Source organism: Amycolatopsis bartoniae, from assembly GCF_014191255.1.
GTDB classification, from domain to species: Bacteria; Actinomycetota; Actinomycetes; order Mycobacteriales; family Pseudonocardiaceae; genus Amycolatopsis_E; species Amycolatopsis_E bartoniae.
Window position 1 is genome coordinate 1 of sequence record NZ_JACHWH010000004.1, and the last position, 14,522, is coordinate 14,522.

At 71.5% G+C, this 14,522-nt stretch carries 16 protein-coding genes and 1 pseudogene; 8 read left to right on the forward strand and 9 right to left on the reverse strand.

Annotated features, from left to right (window positions below; all coding sequences use genetic code 11):
* From FHX82_RS21285 to FHX82_RS21295, 3 genes and pseudogenes are all read left to right on the forward strand, one after another.
* Positions 1 to 378, forward strand: a pseudogene (locus FHX82_RS21285) (DEAD/DEAH box helicase); the annotation flags it as partial.
* Positions 379 to 1,269: 891 nt separating this feature from the next.
* The gene (locus FHX82_RS21290; RefSeq protein ID WP_183176745.1) at positions 1,270 to 2,652 is read left to right on the forward strand and encodes an Rv3212 family protein; all 1,383 of its coding nucleotides are present in this window, start codon (positions 1,270 to 1,272) and stop codon (positions 2,650 to 2,652) included.
* Complete coding sequence (locus tag FHX82_RS21295; protein ID WP_145939296.1) at positions 2,649 to 3,509, forward strand: alpha/beta fold hydrolase; 861 nt, start codon at positions 2,649 to 2,651, stop codon at positions 3,507 to 3,509. The genes FHX82_RS21290 and FHX82_RS21295 overlap by 4 nt, the downstream gene beginning before the upstream one ends.
* Positions 3,510 to 3,513: 4 nt before the next feature.
* Here FHX82_RS21295 and FHX82_RS21300 read toward each other — a convergent pair whose 3' ends face one another.
* The 6 genes from FHX82_RS21300 to FHX82_RS21325 are packed head-to-tail and all read right to left on the reverse strand — an operon-like array spanning position 3,514 to position 6,965.
* Positions 3,514 to 3,834: a hypothetical protein gene (locus FHX82_RS21300; RefSeq protein WP_145939295.1), complete on the reverse strand. Its 321-nt coding sequence runs from the start codon at positions 3,832 to 3,834 to the stop codon at positions 3,514 to 3,516.
* A gap of 19 nt (positions 3,835 to 3,853) precedes the next feature.
* Positions 3,854 to 4,711 (reverse strand): RecB family exonuclease, encoded by an 858-nt coding sequence (locus FHX82_RS21305; protein WP_183176746.1) that lies wholly within the window; start codon positions 4,709 to 4,711, stop codon positions 3,854 to 3,856.
* Positions 4,712 to 4,725: 14 nt separating this feature from the next.
* A complete protein-coding gene (locus tag FHX82_RS21310) occupies positions 4,726 to 5,343 on the reverse strand; it encodes a MarC family protein (RefSeq protein ID WP_261377319.1) in 618 nt (205 codons plus the stop codon).
* A complete protein-coding gene (locus FHX82_RS21315; protein ID WP_183176747.1) occupies positions 5,344 to 6,213 on the reverse strand; it encodes a PHP domain-containing protein in 870 nt (289 codons plus the stop codon).
* A gap of 29 nt (positions 6,214 to 6,242) precedes the next feature.
* Positions 6,243 to 6,803, reverse strand: a complete 561-nt coding sequence (locus FHX82_RS21320; RefSeq protein WP_145939292.1) for a PH domain-containing protein — start codon at positions 6,801 to 6,803, stop codon at positions 6,243 to 6,245.
* Between the two features lie 3 nt (positions 6,804 to 6,806).
* The gene (locus FHX82_RS21325; protein ID WP_222426010.1) at positions 6,807 to 6,965 is read right to left on the reverse strand and encodes a hypothetical protein; all 159 of its coding nucleotides are present in this window, start codon (positions 6,963 to 6,965) and stop codon (positions 6,807 to 6,809) included.
* 189 nt (positions 6,966 to 7,154) lie between these two features.
* Between FHX82_RS21325 and FHX82_RS21330 the strand changes: the two genes are divergently transcribed.
* Entirely contained in the window at positions 7,155 to 7,541 is a 387-nt protein-coding gene (locus tag FHX82_RS21330) for an NUDIX hydrolase (protein ID WP_145939291.1), read from the forward strand.
* 3 nt (positions 7,542 to 7,544) lie between these two features.
* On the opposite strand, the gene FHX82_RS21335 is transcribed toward FHX82_RS21330, so the two are convergent.
* The 3 genes from FHX82_RS21335 to FHX82_RS21345 are packed head-to-tail and all read right to left on the reverse strand — an operon-like array spanning position 7,545 to position 10,781.
* A complete protein-coding gene (locus tag FHX82_RS21335; RefSeq protein WP_145939290.1) occupies positions 7,545 to 9,155 on the reverse strand; it encodes an acyl--CoA ligase family protein in 1,611 nt (536 codons plus the stop codon).
* A 21-nt stretch (positions 9,156 to 9,176) separates the two neighbouring features.
* Entirely contained in the window at positions 9,177 to 10,265 is a 1,089-nt protein-coding gene (locus FHX82_RS21340) for a DUF2332 domain-containing protein (RefSeq protein ID WP_145939289.1), read from the reverse strand.
* Positions 10,266 to 10,277: 12 nt separating this feature from the next.
* Positions 10,278 to 10,781, reverse strand: a complete 504-nt coding sequence (locus FHX82_RS21345; protein WP_183176748.1) for a MaoC family dehydratase — start codon at positions 10,779 to 10,781, stop codon at positions 10,278 to 10,280.
* 300 nt (positions 10,782 to 11,081) lie between these two features.
* Here FHX82_RS21345 and FHX82_RS21350 point away from each other — a divergent pair, with 300 nt between their 5' ends.
* The 4 genes from FHX82_RS21350 to FHX82_RS21365 all read left to right on the forward strand — a co-directional run bounded on the left by FHX82_RS21350 (position 11,082) and on the right by FHX82_RS21365 (position 14,508).
* Positions 11,082 to 12,164 (forward strand): magnesium and cobalt transport protein CorA, encoded by a 1,083-nt coding sequence (locus FHX82_RS21350; RefSeq protein ID WP_145935061.1) that lies wholly within the window; start codon positions 11,082 to 11,084, stop codon positions 12,162 to 12,164.
* A gap of 366 nt (positions 12,165 to 12,530) precedes the next feature.
* A complete protein-coding gene (locus tag FHX82_RS36585) occupies positions 12,531 to 12,890 on the forward strand; it encodes a hypothetical protein (protein WP_221216354.1) in 360 nt (119 codons plus the stop codon).
* A 27-nt stretch (positions 12,891 to 12,917) separates the two neighbouring features.
* Entirely contained in the window at positions 12,918 to 13,574 is a 657-nt protein-coding gene (locus FHX82_RS21360) for a metallophosphoesterase family protein (RefSeq protein WP_145935062.1), read from the forward strand.
* A gap of 85 nt (positions 13,575 to 13,659) precedes the next feature.
* Entirely contained in the window at positions 13,660 to 14,508 is an 849-nt protein-coding gene (locus FHX82_RS21365; RefSeq protein WP_145935063.1) for a ParB N-terminal domain-containing protein, read from the forward strand.
* The last annotated feature ends 14 nt before the right edge of the window (positions 14,509 to 14,522 follow it).

Sequence of the window (14,522 nt, forward strand, 5' to 3'; positions counted from 1 at the left end):
GGCGGCAGGCTGCCGCTGGGCAAGCGGACGCGGGCCGGGCTGGCCGCCGAGCCGGAGGAGAAGATGGGCGGCGGGCGCAAGCGCCGCTCGGAGTCCCCGTCCTCGGCGGCGCGGACCACGCGCAAGCGCCGCCGCACGCGCGGCGGAGCGGGTGCCGCGGAGGCCATCGAGTCGGCGGACGCGAAGGCCGAGGCTGGCTCGACGGACGACGAGCGCCCGGCACGCCGCCGGACCCGGACGCGCAGTGGCGAGACCGCTCCCCCGGCGGAGCGCGAGAACCGCGAGAGCGCGGACAACGCGGAGCGCCCCGCCCGGCGGAGGCGCCGCAGGCGTTCCGGCGCGGCAAACGCATCTGATACGCCCGCTTCGGCAGACTGAGCACTCGGGAAGTCGCGCCGAACAACGGGAGCAGTGCAGGTGAGGGAGCCCGCCGAGGGGACGTCGAACCACGACGAGGGCCGGACCGGTGGCCAGGAGGAGACTGCCGACCACCGTCCGGCACGGCCGGAGGCCGGTGCGCCCGCCAGCGGGACGGCCGAGGCCAGTGCGCCTGCTGGCGGCACGGCCGAGGCCGGTGCGCCTGACAGCGGGGCGGCCGAGGCCGGTGCACCTGCTGATGGCGTGCCGGAGGCTGACGCACCTGCTGGCAAGGCGGCGGAGGCTGGCGCGTCTGCCGACGGGGCGGCCCAGGCCATGCCGCCGGAGGTGGCAGGCACATCAGCCGAGCCCGGTGGCTCCGAGGTGCCCGCGGCGCCGGAAGCTCAGGCAAGTGAGGCGGGCGACCAACCTGCCGATCTGCCCAGCACGAGCCACTCACCTGCTCCGGAGTCCTCCGCAGGTCAAGGCCCTGCGGAGGAAGCCCCGGTGGCCACCACTGCGCCCGCTACCGAGCCCCCCGCCGCGGAGGCTCCCTCGGCAGGCACCACTTCGGCGGGCACTTCCCCCACCGAACCCGCCCCCATGGAGGCGCGCGCGGGCAACCCACCCGCCGAGCCATCAGGCACCACTCCGGCGGGTGCTTCACCCGTAGAACCGGCTGCCGCCGACGAGGTACCGGGCAGCGGTCACTCCCCAACGGGAAGCGCCGAGCCACCGGTCACCGCCCCGGCGCCCACGGACGAAACCCCCAACACCGGCCACTCCCCGACCACCCCCCTGAGCTGGGCCGCCTTCACCCCCCGCCACTCGCCTTCCTCCACTGACCAACCCGACGCCAGGAGCCGCGAGCCGAAGCACGCCCTTGGCACCCGGGACAACCTCAAGCCCGTCGTGTTCACCCCCGACCCCGCCCAGCCCCGCGGCGGGCGGCACCGGCGGCGGCCCGACGACTCCGAGGTCACCCAGATCATCGGTGTCGAGGACGTGCTCGCCGCCGCGGGAGCGAACACCACCACCTCGCCGCCCCGCCGGCACACCGTCGGCCGTGACCGGCCCTCGCCGTGGAGCAAGCCCCGCGATCGGGTGATCGCCGTGGTCATCGCGGTCGTCGTGGTGGCCGTGGGCGTCGTCGTGTGGGCCGGCAGTGAGAGCCGCGCCACCGTCTCCGAGACCACCACCCCCGGGCCCGCGCTCCCCGCCGCCCCCGGCGCCGTTCCCGCCCAGCTCAGCGAACTCTGGCAGGCCCCCAGCGGCGCCACGACCGTGCCCATCGCCGCGGGCAACGCCGTCGTCACCGCCTCCGGTGGCGAGCTCGACGGGCGCGACCCCATCACCGGCCAGGTCCGCTGGCGCTACTCCCGCGACCTCACCCTGTGCACCGCCGCCGAGGGCTGGTCCCGCGCCGTCGCCCTGTACCGCCAGGACGGGGTCAACGGCGAGAGCGGCTGCAGCGAGGTCATCGCCCTCGACCCCGACACCGGGCACCGCAAGGCGCAGCGCACCGGCAGCGCCCAGCTCGGCACCGGCCTCGTCACCGACGGCACCTACGTCACCGCGTCCGGCCCGACCCTGCTCAACACCTGGCGCGACGACCTCGTCGAGACCGCCGAGTACGGCCAGGTTCCCGCGCTCATCAACCCCGGCAAGCAGCCCCGCACCGGCTGCACGTACGGCTCCGTCGCGATGGCCTCCAGCCGCGTCGGCGTGATCGAGCGCTGCCCCGGCGACCCCGGCGACCGCCTCACCGTCTTCCGCGCCGCACCGAAGGAGTCGGACTCGCCGCAGGTCGTGTTCAGCGTGCTGCTGCCCGGCGTCACCGGCCGCCTGGTCGCGATGTCCGGCGACTACACCGCCGTCGCGGTCGCCGACCAGAAGCAGCTCGTGCTGTTCGGCCCCGAGGGCTCGGAGGTGTCGGCGTACCCGCTCGATTTGCCCGCGACCGACCTCGCGCAGGACCCGCCGAACGCCATTCCCGTCACGTCGTCCACCGCGGCCAACGTGTACTGGTACACCGGTTCCAAGCTGATGGCCTTCTCCCGCGACAAGCTGACTCCACTGTGGACGCTCAGCTCGGCGCTGGGCCCCGGCGTCACGTTCGACAACCAGCTCGTCGTGCCGATCACGGGCGGACTCGCGGTGCTGAACGAGCAGGACGGCTCGACGATCCGCACCATCGGCGTCGACCGGCACGGCTACACCGGTCCCGTCCGGCTCTCCGCGATCGGCCCCGTGCTGCTGGAGCAGCGTGGCGAAACCCTGGCGGCACTGCGATGACCGGCCCTCTCACCCCGCACGACGCCGAGCGCCTCGAACTGCCGGGCCCGCACGGCCCGGTCGCGGCACTGAGCACCAAGGAGGCGGGCAAGGCCATCGCCTTGCTGGTGCACGGCTACACGGGGTCCAAAGAGGACTTCGCACCGGTGCTGGACGCCATCGCCGACGACGGGTTCCGCGCTGTCGCGATCGACCTGCCCGGCACCTTCGAGTCACCGGGTCCGGAGGACGAGTCCGCGTACCTGCCCGCCGCGCTCGGGCAGGTCGTGGCGTCGGTCGCCGAGCACCTGGCGAACGAGGGCAAGCCGGTGCTGCTGCTCGGCCACTCGTACGGCGGGCTCGTCGCGCGCGCCGCGGTGCTCGCCGGGGCGCCGGTCGCCGGGCTGACGCTGATGGACACCGGCCCGTCCGCGCTGCCCGAAGGCCACCGCCGGACGGCGCTCGCCCTCGGCGAGCCGCTGCTGCGACGGCACGGCATCGAGGCCGCGTATCGGATCCGCGAGGAGATGAACGCCCAGTTCCCTGGCTGGCTGGCCCTGCCTGAGGAGCTGCGGGAGTTCTACCGGCACCGCTTCGTCTCCTCCAGCCCGCAGGCGCTGCTGGGCATGGCCGACGGCCTGCGCTACGAGCCGGACCTCGTCGCCACGCTCGCCGAAGCCCTGCGGGAACGCACCGTCCCGGCGCTGGTCGTCGCGGGCGAAGGCGACGACGCGTGGAGCGTGCCGTCCCAGCGGGACATGGCGCAGCGTCTCGGCGTCCCGTTCGAGACCGTGCCGCACGCCGCGCACTCGCCGAACACCGAGAACCCCCAGGGCCTGCTCGACGTGCTGCTCCCGACGTGGCGCTCCTGGCTGTGACCGCCTAACCCCACCAGAACAGCCACAGCGCGGCGAGCAGGAGCACCACGACGACACCTCCGGCGACGCCCGCCACGCGGCCCTCGCCGCGGTCCGCGAAACGCTGCGCCACCAGGGCGAGCACCGCGGCCACCGGGTGTCCCACCAGCAGCCACAGCCCCGGCCCCGGCGCGCCCAGCAACGCGCACACCACGCCCGAGCCGAGGACGATCACGGCCAGCCCCGCCAGCCCGGCGGCCAGCGAACCCGTCAGCCCGCGCCACCACCGGCCCCGCCGGGGGCGTTCCCGCTCCTCCGGCGCGGCCCGCAGCTCCTCCGTACTCACGAGACGCTCGCCACCTCCCTCACGGCGCCAGCAGCTCCCATGACTTCGCCGGCGGCGCCGCCTGCTGGCCCTCCGCGCAGCTCGGCCGGAAGTCGCACCACGAGCAGCGCACGCCGGGGTTCACCGGGAACAGGACCTCCCTGTCCCCGCCCGCGGTGAGCGTATCCGTGGCGACCCGCAGGTCCTCGGCCGTCTCCTCCGCCCGGGTGAGGTGCCGCCGCAGGGTGTCCGGCGTGTGCTCCGCCGCCGCGACCGTGCCCGTCGGCAGGTGGTGCAGCTCCACACGGTGACACGGGCGCCGCAGGGTCCGGGCGGCCGCGACGGCGTACATCGCAAGCGCTTGCGAGCTGCGGGCCTCGTACTCGTCGGGCGCGCGGCGGCCGGTCTTGTAGTCGACGATCACCAGCTCCGCGTCCCGCTCGTCGATGCGGTCCGCGCGCCCCTCGATGATCATCGACGGCGGCTGCCCCGGCTCGGGGTTCACCGGCGCGGACACCCAGCGCTCCAGCCCGACCGGCGTCGACGAGACGTCGTTGTGCTCGACGTACTCCATCACCCAGGTCTTCGCCCGGTCGCGGTACACGGCGGCCTGCTCGGCGTCGGCGAACCCCGCGTCCTGCCAGTGCTCACTGACCAGCTGCGCGGCGCGGACGGGCGTGCGGCGCTCCGGCGGCAGCTCGAACAGCGCCCGCAACGCGTTGTGCACCACCGCGCCGAGGGTGCTGTGCGCCCACGGACCGCTGCGCTGCGGCGTCGGCCGGTCGAGGTAGCTCAGCCGGTACCGGCGCGGGCAGTCGGCGAACGTCGCCAGCCGCGCCGGGCTCACCTTGGTCAGGCGCCGCGGCTCCACCGCGAACTCGAACCCCAGTTGCTCCACGGCCACCACCGTACTCAGGCCCCGTCGATGAACCCGCGGACGGAGTTCGCGACGAGCTCGACCGCGATCGCGGCCAGCAGCAGACCCGCGATCTTCGCCAGCAGCAGGATCCCGCTCTCCTTGATCAGCCGGATGACCAGCCCGGAGTAGCGCATGCACAGGAAGATCACGACGTGCACGACGACGATCGCCAGCGCGAGCGCGACGTACGACCCCAGGTGCCCGGACGCCTCCCGCACGAACACGATCGTCGCGGCGATCGCCCCCGGCCCGGCCAGCAGCGGCGTGCCGAGCGGGACCAGCGCGACGTTGACGTCCTCGGCGGCCTCCGGCTCGGTGCCGCCCTTGCCGGTCAGCAGGTCCAGCGCGATCAGCAGCAGGAGCAGCCCGCCCGCGCCCTGTAGTGCGGGAATGCCGATGCCGAGGTACGCGAGGATCGCCTGCCCCGCCACCGCGAACAGGGAGATCACCAGCAGCGACACCAGCACGGCCTGCCGGGCGGCGCGCGCCCGCGCGCCCGGTGACTTGCGGCCGACCAGGCTGAGGAACACCGGTACCGTGCCGGGCGGGTCCATGATCACGACGAGCGTGATGGTGGCCTCGATGAAGACGTTGACGTCGAAGAACGACACTCAGCCCACCGCGACCCGGTAACCGGAGGCCTTGTCGACGAGCGCTTCGAGCGACTCGGGCGGGGTGGTCTCCGCGCCGATCGCGATCGTCTTGTTCGTGCCGTGGTAGTCGCTCGACCCGGTGGGCACGAGGTTCAGCTCGCGGGCGAGGCCGCGCAGCTGGACGCGGGTCTCCTCGTCGTGGTTGGGGTGGTCCACCTCGACGCCGGTCAGCCCGTGCTCGGCGAGCGCGACGAGCGTGTCGACGGAGACGATCCGGCCCCGGCTGCGGGCGAACGGGTGCGCGAACACGGTGACCCCGCCCGCTTCGGCGATCATGTCGATCGCGTCCTCGACCGGCGTGTCCTGACGCGGGAGGTAGTAGCCGCGCCCGGCGCCGAGGTACTCGGCGAACGCCTGGTCGACCGTCGAAACGAGCCCGGCGCGGACCAGGGCCTGCGCGAGGTGCGGGCGCCCGGCCGGGGAGTCGGCGGGCAACAGACCCATGATCTCGTCGGCGTCGACGGGCAGGCCGTCGGCAGCCATCCGCTCGGCCATCGCCCGGACGCGCGTACGCCGTTCGAGGCGCAGGCGCGTCTGCTCGGTGACGACCGCGGGGGACGTCGGGTCGAACAGGTACGCGAGCAGGTGCACGCTGATGCCGTGCGGGCTGTCGTGGTAGCTCACGCACGACAGCTCCGCGCCGGGCACGAGGGTCAGCCCGGGTGGCAGCGCCGCGGTGGCGGCGTCCCAGCCCGCTGTGGTGTCGTGGTCGGTGAGCGCGACCACGTCCAGGCCTGCCTGTGCGGCCACCTGGACGAGTTCGGCTGGGCTGTCCGTGCCATCGGAGACGGTCGAATGGGTGTGCAGGTCGATGCGCATCGAGCCCATTCTGACCTATGCGCCGAGCGGGCCCTTCCTCAACCGACCATCTTCTTGCCGCGCGCGAGGCGCTGGGCCTTGATCATCGAGAAGCGCTCGCTCTGCTTCTGCTTGTCGCCGAACACCAGCTCGGAGATGGTGTCGTAGAACTCCTCCGGCCGCGGCAGGTAGTCGATCCGGTTCAGCGCCTGGATCTGGCCTGCCGACTCGACGATCACCGTGCCGTAGCCGAACAGGCGACCCCACGCGGTGCGCTCGTACGTCAGGTCGGTGACCTTGCTGATCGGCATCATGGCGACCTTCGTGGTGAACACGCCGGTGGTGAGCACGAACCGCTTGTCCGTGACCACCAGGCGCTCGACCCACCACTCCATCACCTTGAAGGCGAAGACCAGCACCACCAGCAGCGCCGCGTACCACAGGATGTTCTGCACGATGTACAGCGACGGCGGCAGCAGGTAGGACACCATCACGCAGATCGCGAGCAGCGCGACCGTCTCGAAGATGTCCCAGGCCAGTACGGACCAGTGCCTGCGGACCCGGACGACTCGCCGCTCGGTGTCGAGCAGGTACTCGTCGGGATCGCGGGGGGCGAACACCGGCTATCCGTTGAACACGTTGCTGACGAAGGTGATCACCGCTTCGGCCGAGCTCCGCAGGAAGTCGACGATGTTGCTGACGAGGTGCGCGGCTTGGCCTGGTTGGGCGATGACGAAGAACAAGACCAACGCGATACCCGCGATCGACGCTATCTTCTTCACGTCCACAACGATCAATCCCGTCTCTTGCTCCGGCATCGGTTCTGCGAGCTCACCAGTAACGTTGTACCGCACTGCGCACCGTTACGGGAGAAAAGTCCCGCGCTTGGGTCAGTGCCCGCTTACGATCTTACCGTATGGCTACTCTCCGTGTACACCTTGAGGCTGTCGGAAGCCCACTACGCTGCGGTTATGGGTGCGGAGCGTTGCGTCGGAGGCATCGTGCACGACCCGGCCGGCCGGCTGCTGGTGATCCGGCGCGGGCACGAGCCGGGGCGCGGGCTGTGGTCGCTACCGGGCGGGCGGGTCGAGCCCGGCGAGAGTGACGCGCAGGCCGTGGTGCGGGAGATGCGCGAGGAGACCGGCCTGGACGTGCGTCCCGGCGCGCTGGTGGGCACGGTGGTGCGCGGGCGGTACGAGATCCACGACTACGCCTGCGAGGTCCTCAGCGGCGACCTCAGGGCGGGCGACGATGCGGACGAGGCGCGCTGGGTGGACTCAGCGGCCTTCACGGCGCTGGAGCTCACGGAGGGTCTGGCGGAGGTTCTCGCGGAGTGGGACAGCCTCCCCCGCTGCTAGGTCTCAACCCTGGATGCGGCTCTCCCGCCCCGACCAGTCCCGCTCCCGCAGCTGGAACTTCTGGATCTTCCCCGTCGACGTCTTGGGCAGCTCCCCGACGAACTCCACCGCGTCCGGCACCTTGTACCGCGCGATCTGCCCGCGCACGTGCTCCCGCAGCTCGTCCGCCGTCACCGAAGCACCGTCGCGCAGCACCACGTACGCCTTCGGCCGCTCGCCCCACCGCTCGTCGGGCACGCCGACCACGGCGACCTCCAGCACCGCGGGGTGCGAGTCCACCGCGGCCTCCACCTCGATCGTCGAGATGTTCTCGCCACCCGAAACGATGATGTCCTTCGCCCGATCGCGTAGCTGGATGTACCCGTCCGGGTGCCAGACGCCGAGATCGCCGGAGTGGAACCATCCGCCACGGAACGCCTTTTCGGTCGCCTCCGGGTCCTCGAAGTACCCGGACATGACGTTGTTCCCGCGCATCACGACCTCGCCCATCGTCGCGCCGTCGCGTGGCACGTCGCGCATCTCCTCGTCCACCACGCGCACGCCGTCGGTCACGATCATCCCGACGCCCTGGCGGGACATCACCCTGCTGCGCTCGGCGACGTCGAGCTTCAGCCAGCCCTCCTGCGGCTCGCACACGGTGTACGGGCCGTACGTCTCCGTCAGCCCGTACACGTGCGTCAGGCGCGCGCCCAGTTCCGACATGCGCCGGATGACCGTCGGTGACGGCGGGGCGCCCGCCGTGGTCACCACGACCTCGCGCGGCAGCGGGTGCGCCTGCGGGGCGTTCGCGATCGTCACCAGCACCGTGGGCGCGCCGTTGAGGTGGGTGATGCCCTCGGTGTCCAGCAGGCGCCAGATCTCCGTGGCGTCCACCGAGCGCAGGCACACGTGCGTACCGCCGATCGCCGTCACCGCCCAGGTGGTGCACCAGCCGTTGCAGTGGAACATGGGGAGTGTCCACAGGTAACGCGACTCCGGCGTGTGTCGCGAGTGGACGATCTCGGCCAGTGAGTTCAGGTACGCGCCGCGGTGGTGGTACATCACGCCCTTGGGCTGCCCGGTGGTGCCGGACGTGTAGTTGATCGAGATCGTGCCGCGCTCGTCCGCGACCGTCCAGGGCAGCGGTTCGCCGGAGCCGCGCGCCAGCAGGTCGGGGTACGAGATGCCGCCCACCGCGGGGTCGGGCGTGGCGCCGGAAGCGGGGTCGGTGACCGTCACGACCTCGGCGACCGGGAGGTCGGGCGGGAGCGACGGGTGCAGCGCCGCGTCCACGACCAGCACCTTCGCGCCGGAGTGGCTCAGGATGTGCCGGATCTCGGCAGGCGCGAGGCGCGTGTTGATCGCGACCAGGACCGCGCCCGCCAGCGGCACGGCGAAGTGCGCGACGAGCATCTCGGGCAGGTTCGGCAGCAGGTAGGCCACGCGGTCCCCGGCCTCGACCCCGGACGCGCGCAGGGCGTGCGCGACGCGGGTGGTCTCCGCTGCGAACTCCCGGTACGTCACGCGCCGCTCGCCGTAGACGATGGCTTCCTTGTCGGGGAAGACCTCCGCGGAGCGCTCCAGGAACGCCAGCGGGGTCAGTGGCGTGAACCAGGTGTCGTCAACGTTGACCATGCCTGGAAGGTTAAGCGGCGGTCAGCCCGCGAGCCAGGTCATTCTGTTGCCGTAGCGGGAGGTGAGCGCCAGCGCCCGGGCGTCGGGTTCGCCGTCGTGCCAGGTGGTCAGGCCCAGGACGCACCCGCCGAGGTCGGAGAAGCTCAGCTCGGGGCGTCCGGGCAGGACGTGGGACAGCGCGGCCTCGTACGGCTCGTCGCTGACCCACCACACGGGACGGTCGGCGGCGAGCTTCGCCAGTGCCTCGACGAACTCCGCGCCCCGCCCGACGTGCCCCAGGGTGCGGCAGGTCAGGACCACCAGCGGGCCCTCGGTGCGGGCCGCCGCGGCGGCGAGGTCGTCCACCGCGTCGCCCTGGACCAGTTCCGGCACGTCCTTGCGCTGGGCCGCGGCGGCGGCGCGCAGGAGGCGGATCCGGTCGAGCTGGTCGGCCCACACGCACGCCTCCAGCCACGCCAGCTCGTCCTCGTCGGACACGTCGACGGGATGCGTGTCGAGGCCCACCTTCGCGGTGACGGTGATCTTCTTCGGCAGCTTCGGCAGCACCGCGCCCGGTTCGAGGCCGAGCGCGCAGTGCAGGCCGACCGGCGCCTTCGCGGGACCGGACACGAGCTGCTCGCCGCCGTCGCACTGGTAGCGGTAGCCGAACCTGTCCAGCCCCAGCAGCAGGCCCGCGGCGCAACCCACTTCGAGCAGGGCGACCTTCCCGCCGGCCTGCTTCGCGGCGAGCGCGACGGCGGGGAACAGCCCGGCCGCGCGGCCCACGTCGTTGGTGGTGGCCTCCCGCGTGGCGACCAGCTCCCGGACCCGGTCCGCCCGCTCCAGCAGGAACTCGCGGAACAGCGGCCAGGTCTCGTCGTCGACCCCGTCGGAACCGCCGAGGGACGGGTAGTAGCGGAACAACGGGTGCACGGGCTCGGCCTGGACGAGGCGGTGCGCGGCGGCGAGCAACAGCAGGGCGGCGGCGTGCTCGTCGGACGCGGAGACGAGCAGCCCCGCGACCTCGTCGTCCTCCGCGGCGCGCCCGGCGAGGTGCTCGTACAACGGCGACACTTCGGCTGCCTCCGCCGCGAACGCTCGCAGCCGCTGCTTCGCCTCGTCCAGCTTCACCCGACGTCCTCCCTACTCGTGCGGGACCGGGCGGGCGGGTTGCTCGCCACCGCGGGCCTCGCCGTACGAGCGCTTCGGCACCATCACCTTCCGGCGGAAGGTGCAGACCACCGTGCCGTCCTGCTTGTAGCCCCTGGTTTCGACGTACACCACACCGCGGTCGTCCTTGGACTTCGACGGCGTCTTGTCGAGCACCTCGGTCTCACCGTAGATCGTGTCACCGTGGAAGGTCGGCTTCACGTGCCTGAGGGATTCGACCTCCAGGTTGGCGATCGCCTTCCCGGAGACGTCCGGCACGGACATGCCGAGCAGCAGCGAGTAGACGTAGTTGCCCACCACGACGTTCTTGCCGAAGTCGGTGGTCTCGCCCGCGTAGTGCGCGTCGAGGTGCAGCGGGTGGTGGTTCATGGTGAGCAGACAGAACAGGTGGTCGTCGTACTCGGTGACGGTCTTGCCCGGCCAGTGCTTGTAGACCGCACCCACCTCGAACTCCTCGAAATACCGCCCGAACTGCACTGGTTCACTCCTCGAAAAAGCGGGTAACGCCACACCGGCCGAAAACGACGTGACAGATGTCGAGGAGTACCCTCGACCAACGGAGGCGGTCGCGTCAACGCGACCACCGGCACATGTCCCCGGCCCGAGGAGGTGAGGAACGCGCGATGAGTAGTGGCGATAGTCCGCTCCCTAGGAAGACCAGCGTTCCCCCGCCGGCCGGGCCCGTTCTCTAGCTCGCATCCCCGGGACGCTGGTTCCGGCCGGGCGGACACCCCCGCACGGCCGTCGTAGCACGCACTACGTCAGCCAGGAGATCCCATGCCTGCGATTCCCTCCCTCGGCGGCCTGCGCGGCCGCGGCAATGGCCGTGCCCGCGTCCAGCCGCCCATTCCGGTCCCCCTTTCGGCGTACGTCGTCGACTGCGCGGTGTACGTCGACGGCAAGCGCGTACCCGGGCGCTGGACGCACGCCGAAGCCATCAAGGAGGTCCGGCGGCGACGGGAGGGGTTCGTCTGGATCGGCCTGCACGAGCCGGACGAGCAGCAGATCCAGGGCATCGCGGACATGTACGGGCTGCACGAGCTGGCGGTCGAGGACGCGGTGCAGGCGCACCAGCGGCCGAAGCTCGAACGCTACGACGAGACGCTGTTCATGGTGCTCAAGACCCTGCGGTACGTCGAGCACGAGTCGCCCACCACGGCCAACGAGATCGTCGAGACCGGCGAGCTCATGACGTTCCTGGGCAGGGACTTCATCATCACCGTCCGGCACGGCGCGCACTCCGGGCTGGCCCGCGTGCGCCAGGACCTGGACGAGGACCCGGAGCGGCTGAAGTTCGGGCCCGCCGCGGTGCTGCACGCGATCACCGACCACGTCGTGGACCACTACCTCGACGTGACCGCCGCGGTCGAGGACGACATCGAGGAGATCGAGACCCGCGTCTTCGCGCCACGCACGATGGTCAGCGCCGAGCAGATCTACCTGATGAAGCGCGAGGTGCTGGAGCTGCGCCGGGCGGTCGTGCCGCTGGCGGCCCCGGTCCGGCGCCTCGCGGAAGGTTTCACGCGGCTGGTGCCGGACGAGGTGCGCTCGTACTTCCGCGACGTCGACGACCACCTCATCACGGTCTCCGAGCGCGTGGCGAACTTCGACGAGCTGCTGAACACGCTCGTCGACGCGACGGTCGCGAAGATCTCGCTGCAGCAGAACACCGACATGCGCAAGATCACCGCCTGGGCGGCGATCATCACGGTGCCCACGATGCTCGCCGGTGTCTGGGGCATGAACTTCGACTACATGCCCGAGCTGCACTGGCAGTTCGGCTATCCGCTGGCACTCCTCGTGATCTTCGGGGCGTGCCTGCTCCTCTACCGAATATTCAGGAAGAACCAGTGGCTGTGACTCCCCCTTCTCCCTGAAAACCTCGTGAAAGGAGTGATGACCCATGTCGCGCTTCCTGACCAACCTCAAGTTCTGGGCCGTCGCCTTCAGCCTGACCTGGATCGCCGTGGTGGTGTTCGTGATCGCCGACCACCCGGAGTTCGCCCGCGCGGCCCACTGAACCGGGTGGTCGTGCTCGCATCCCGGCCCGATCACATTTAGTGTCCGATAGGTCACTTAAAGTGATCGGGGCGGCTGCGATGGCGCTGCCACTGGCCGGGACGGCTTCGGCGGCTGCCGCGCCACGCCAGCTCCCCTCGCCGCCGGCGCCCGGCACGGAGTACACGTGGACGCGCCCGCCACCGGTCTGCCGGTACGGGATCCACCGTGACCGATTTCCGGCTCACCGGGCAGGACCGGCAGGGTCTCGGCCAGATCACCCTCCAGCACGACGACTCCGGGACCACCCCCGCCAGCCTGCTCCGCAGCGTCTCGCAGACCCCGCCGAAGTGGGAGCAGACGTTGTTACTCGACTTCACCATGACGATCGAGGACCCGCCGGAACGCCAGAACGAGCCGCTGGTGCTGACCACCAAGGACCCGGGGAAGCTGGTCGGACAGCTCACCCAGTTCCCGCCGCGGGGAGACCTCTACAAACTCCAGAACCCGATCGACCTGGTGCTGCCGGACAACCCCGACGAAACCATCGCGAGCATCGAGAAGTTCCCCGTCAAGGTCGCCGGTTAGTACCCCCCTGCCTCTAGTCTGGGAGGCATGCGCGCCCTCGTTGTCGCGGATGAAGTCGACGAGCGGTTGCGGGCCTGCGGGGTCCGCACCGGGGTCGACGTCGTCCTCGGGGCGGGTGACCTGCCCTTCGACTACCTCGGTTTCCTCGCCGACGCAGCGAACCGGCCGTGCGTGTTCGTACCCGGCAACCACGATCCCGACCTGACCGGCTTCCGCCGCTCCGCCGGATTGTGGACACGCGCCGGGTTTCCGCAGGCGTGGCCGGGGCCTCCCGGTGCGGTGAACGCCGACGGGCGCGTGGTGGACATCGCCGGGCTGCGCATCGCCGGGCTCGGTGGGTCGGTCCGTTACAGCGGCGGACCGAACCAGTGGACGCAGGCGCAACAGGCCCGCCGCGCGAAACGGCTCGTGCGGGCCGCCGAACGCCGCCGGCGCCGGGACGGGCGCGGCGTGGACGTCCTGCTCACCCACTCACCGCCACGCGGCGTCGGCGACCGCGAAGACCCGCCCCACCACGGCTTCGACTGTCTGTTGTGGATGGTCGAGCGGCTCGCGCCGAAGTGGTTGCTGCACGGGCACATCCACCCCTACGGCGAACACCTGCCCGAGCACCGCCTCGGCGGCACGAGGGTGCGCAACGTGGTGGGGTCGCACGTACTGGACCTCGACGAGGTGACGGTATGAGGACTGCTTGCAGGTCCGAATCATCCAACGCCATGCTGGCCGAGAACACAGTCGCGGCTTGCCGCGTCCTTGAAGGTAGGGCCGCATGACCCCGGCCAAGGACACCGGTTTCCCCCGCGCCGACGCGGAACACGACTTCCTGCGCGCCCGCCGCCGCCAGGTGCTGTCGCGGCTGGCGAACTGGCTGCGCCGCGAACCCGACGACGTGAACATCATGCTGCCGTTCGACGAGGTCGTCGAGGCGCTCGGCTACCAGGGCGAACGCCGCATCGGACTGCGCGTGATCAGGCTCGACTCGATCGTCGGGAGCGTGGACCGCGGGCACGACTTCGACCGCCGCTTCCGCCCCACGTCCGGCCGGGTGCGCGAGCGGTGGGAACGGCTCGCGCTCGCCGCGCGCCGGGGCGAAGCGCTGCCGCCCATCGAGGTGTACCGGGTGGGTGAGCTGCACTTCATCATCGACGGTCACCACCGCGTGTCCGTGGCGCTCGCGATGGGACTGTCCACAGTAGACGCCTACGTGACCGAGGTGCGGACGAAGCTGACGCCGAGCGGGATCCGGTACCGGGGCGACCTGATCGTCAAGGACTACCGCAGGCTGTTCCTGGACCGCGTGCCGCTGACGGGGCAGGCCCGCGCGTCGATCGTGCTGTCGGACCCGTGGCACTACGCGATGCTCGGCGAGCACGTCGAGGCGTGGGGCTTCCGGCTGATGCAGGACGAGGGCACGTTCCTCGACCGCGCCACCGTCGCGAGCCGCTGGTACGCCGACGAGTACCAGCCCGTCGTGGAGATGCTGCGGCAGGCGGACCTGGTCGGCGACCGCACCGAGGCCGAGGCGTACATGTGGGTCGCGGGCGAGCGTTACCGGCTCATCCGCACCCACCGCTGGGACGACGACGTGATCGAGGCGCTGCGCTCCCACCGGCGGTGAGGGCACAGCGCCCC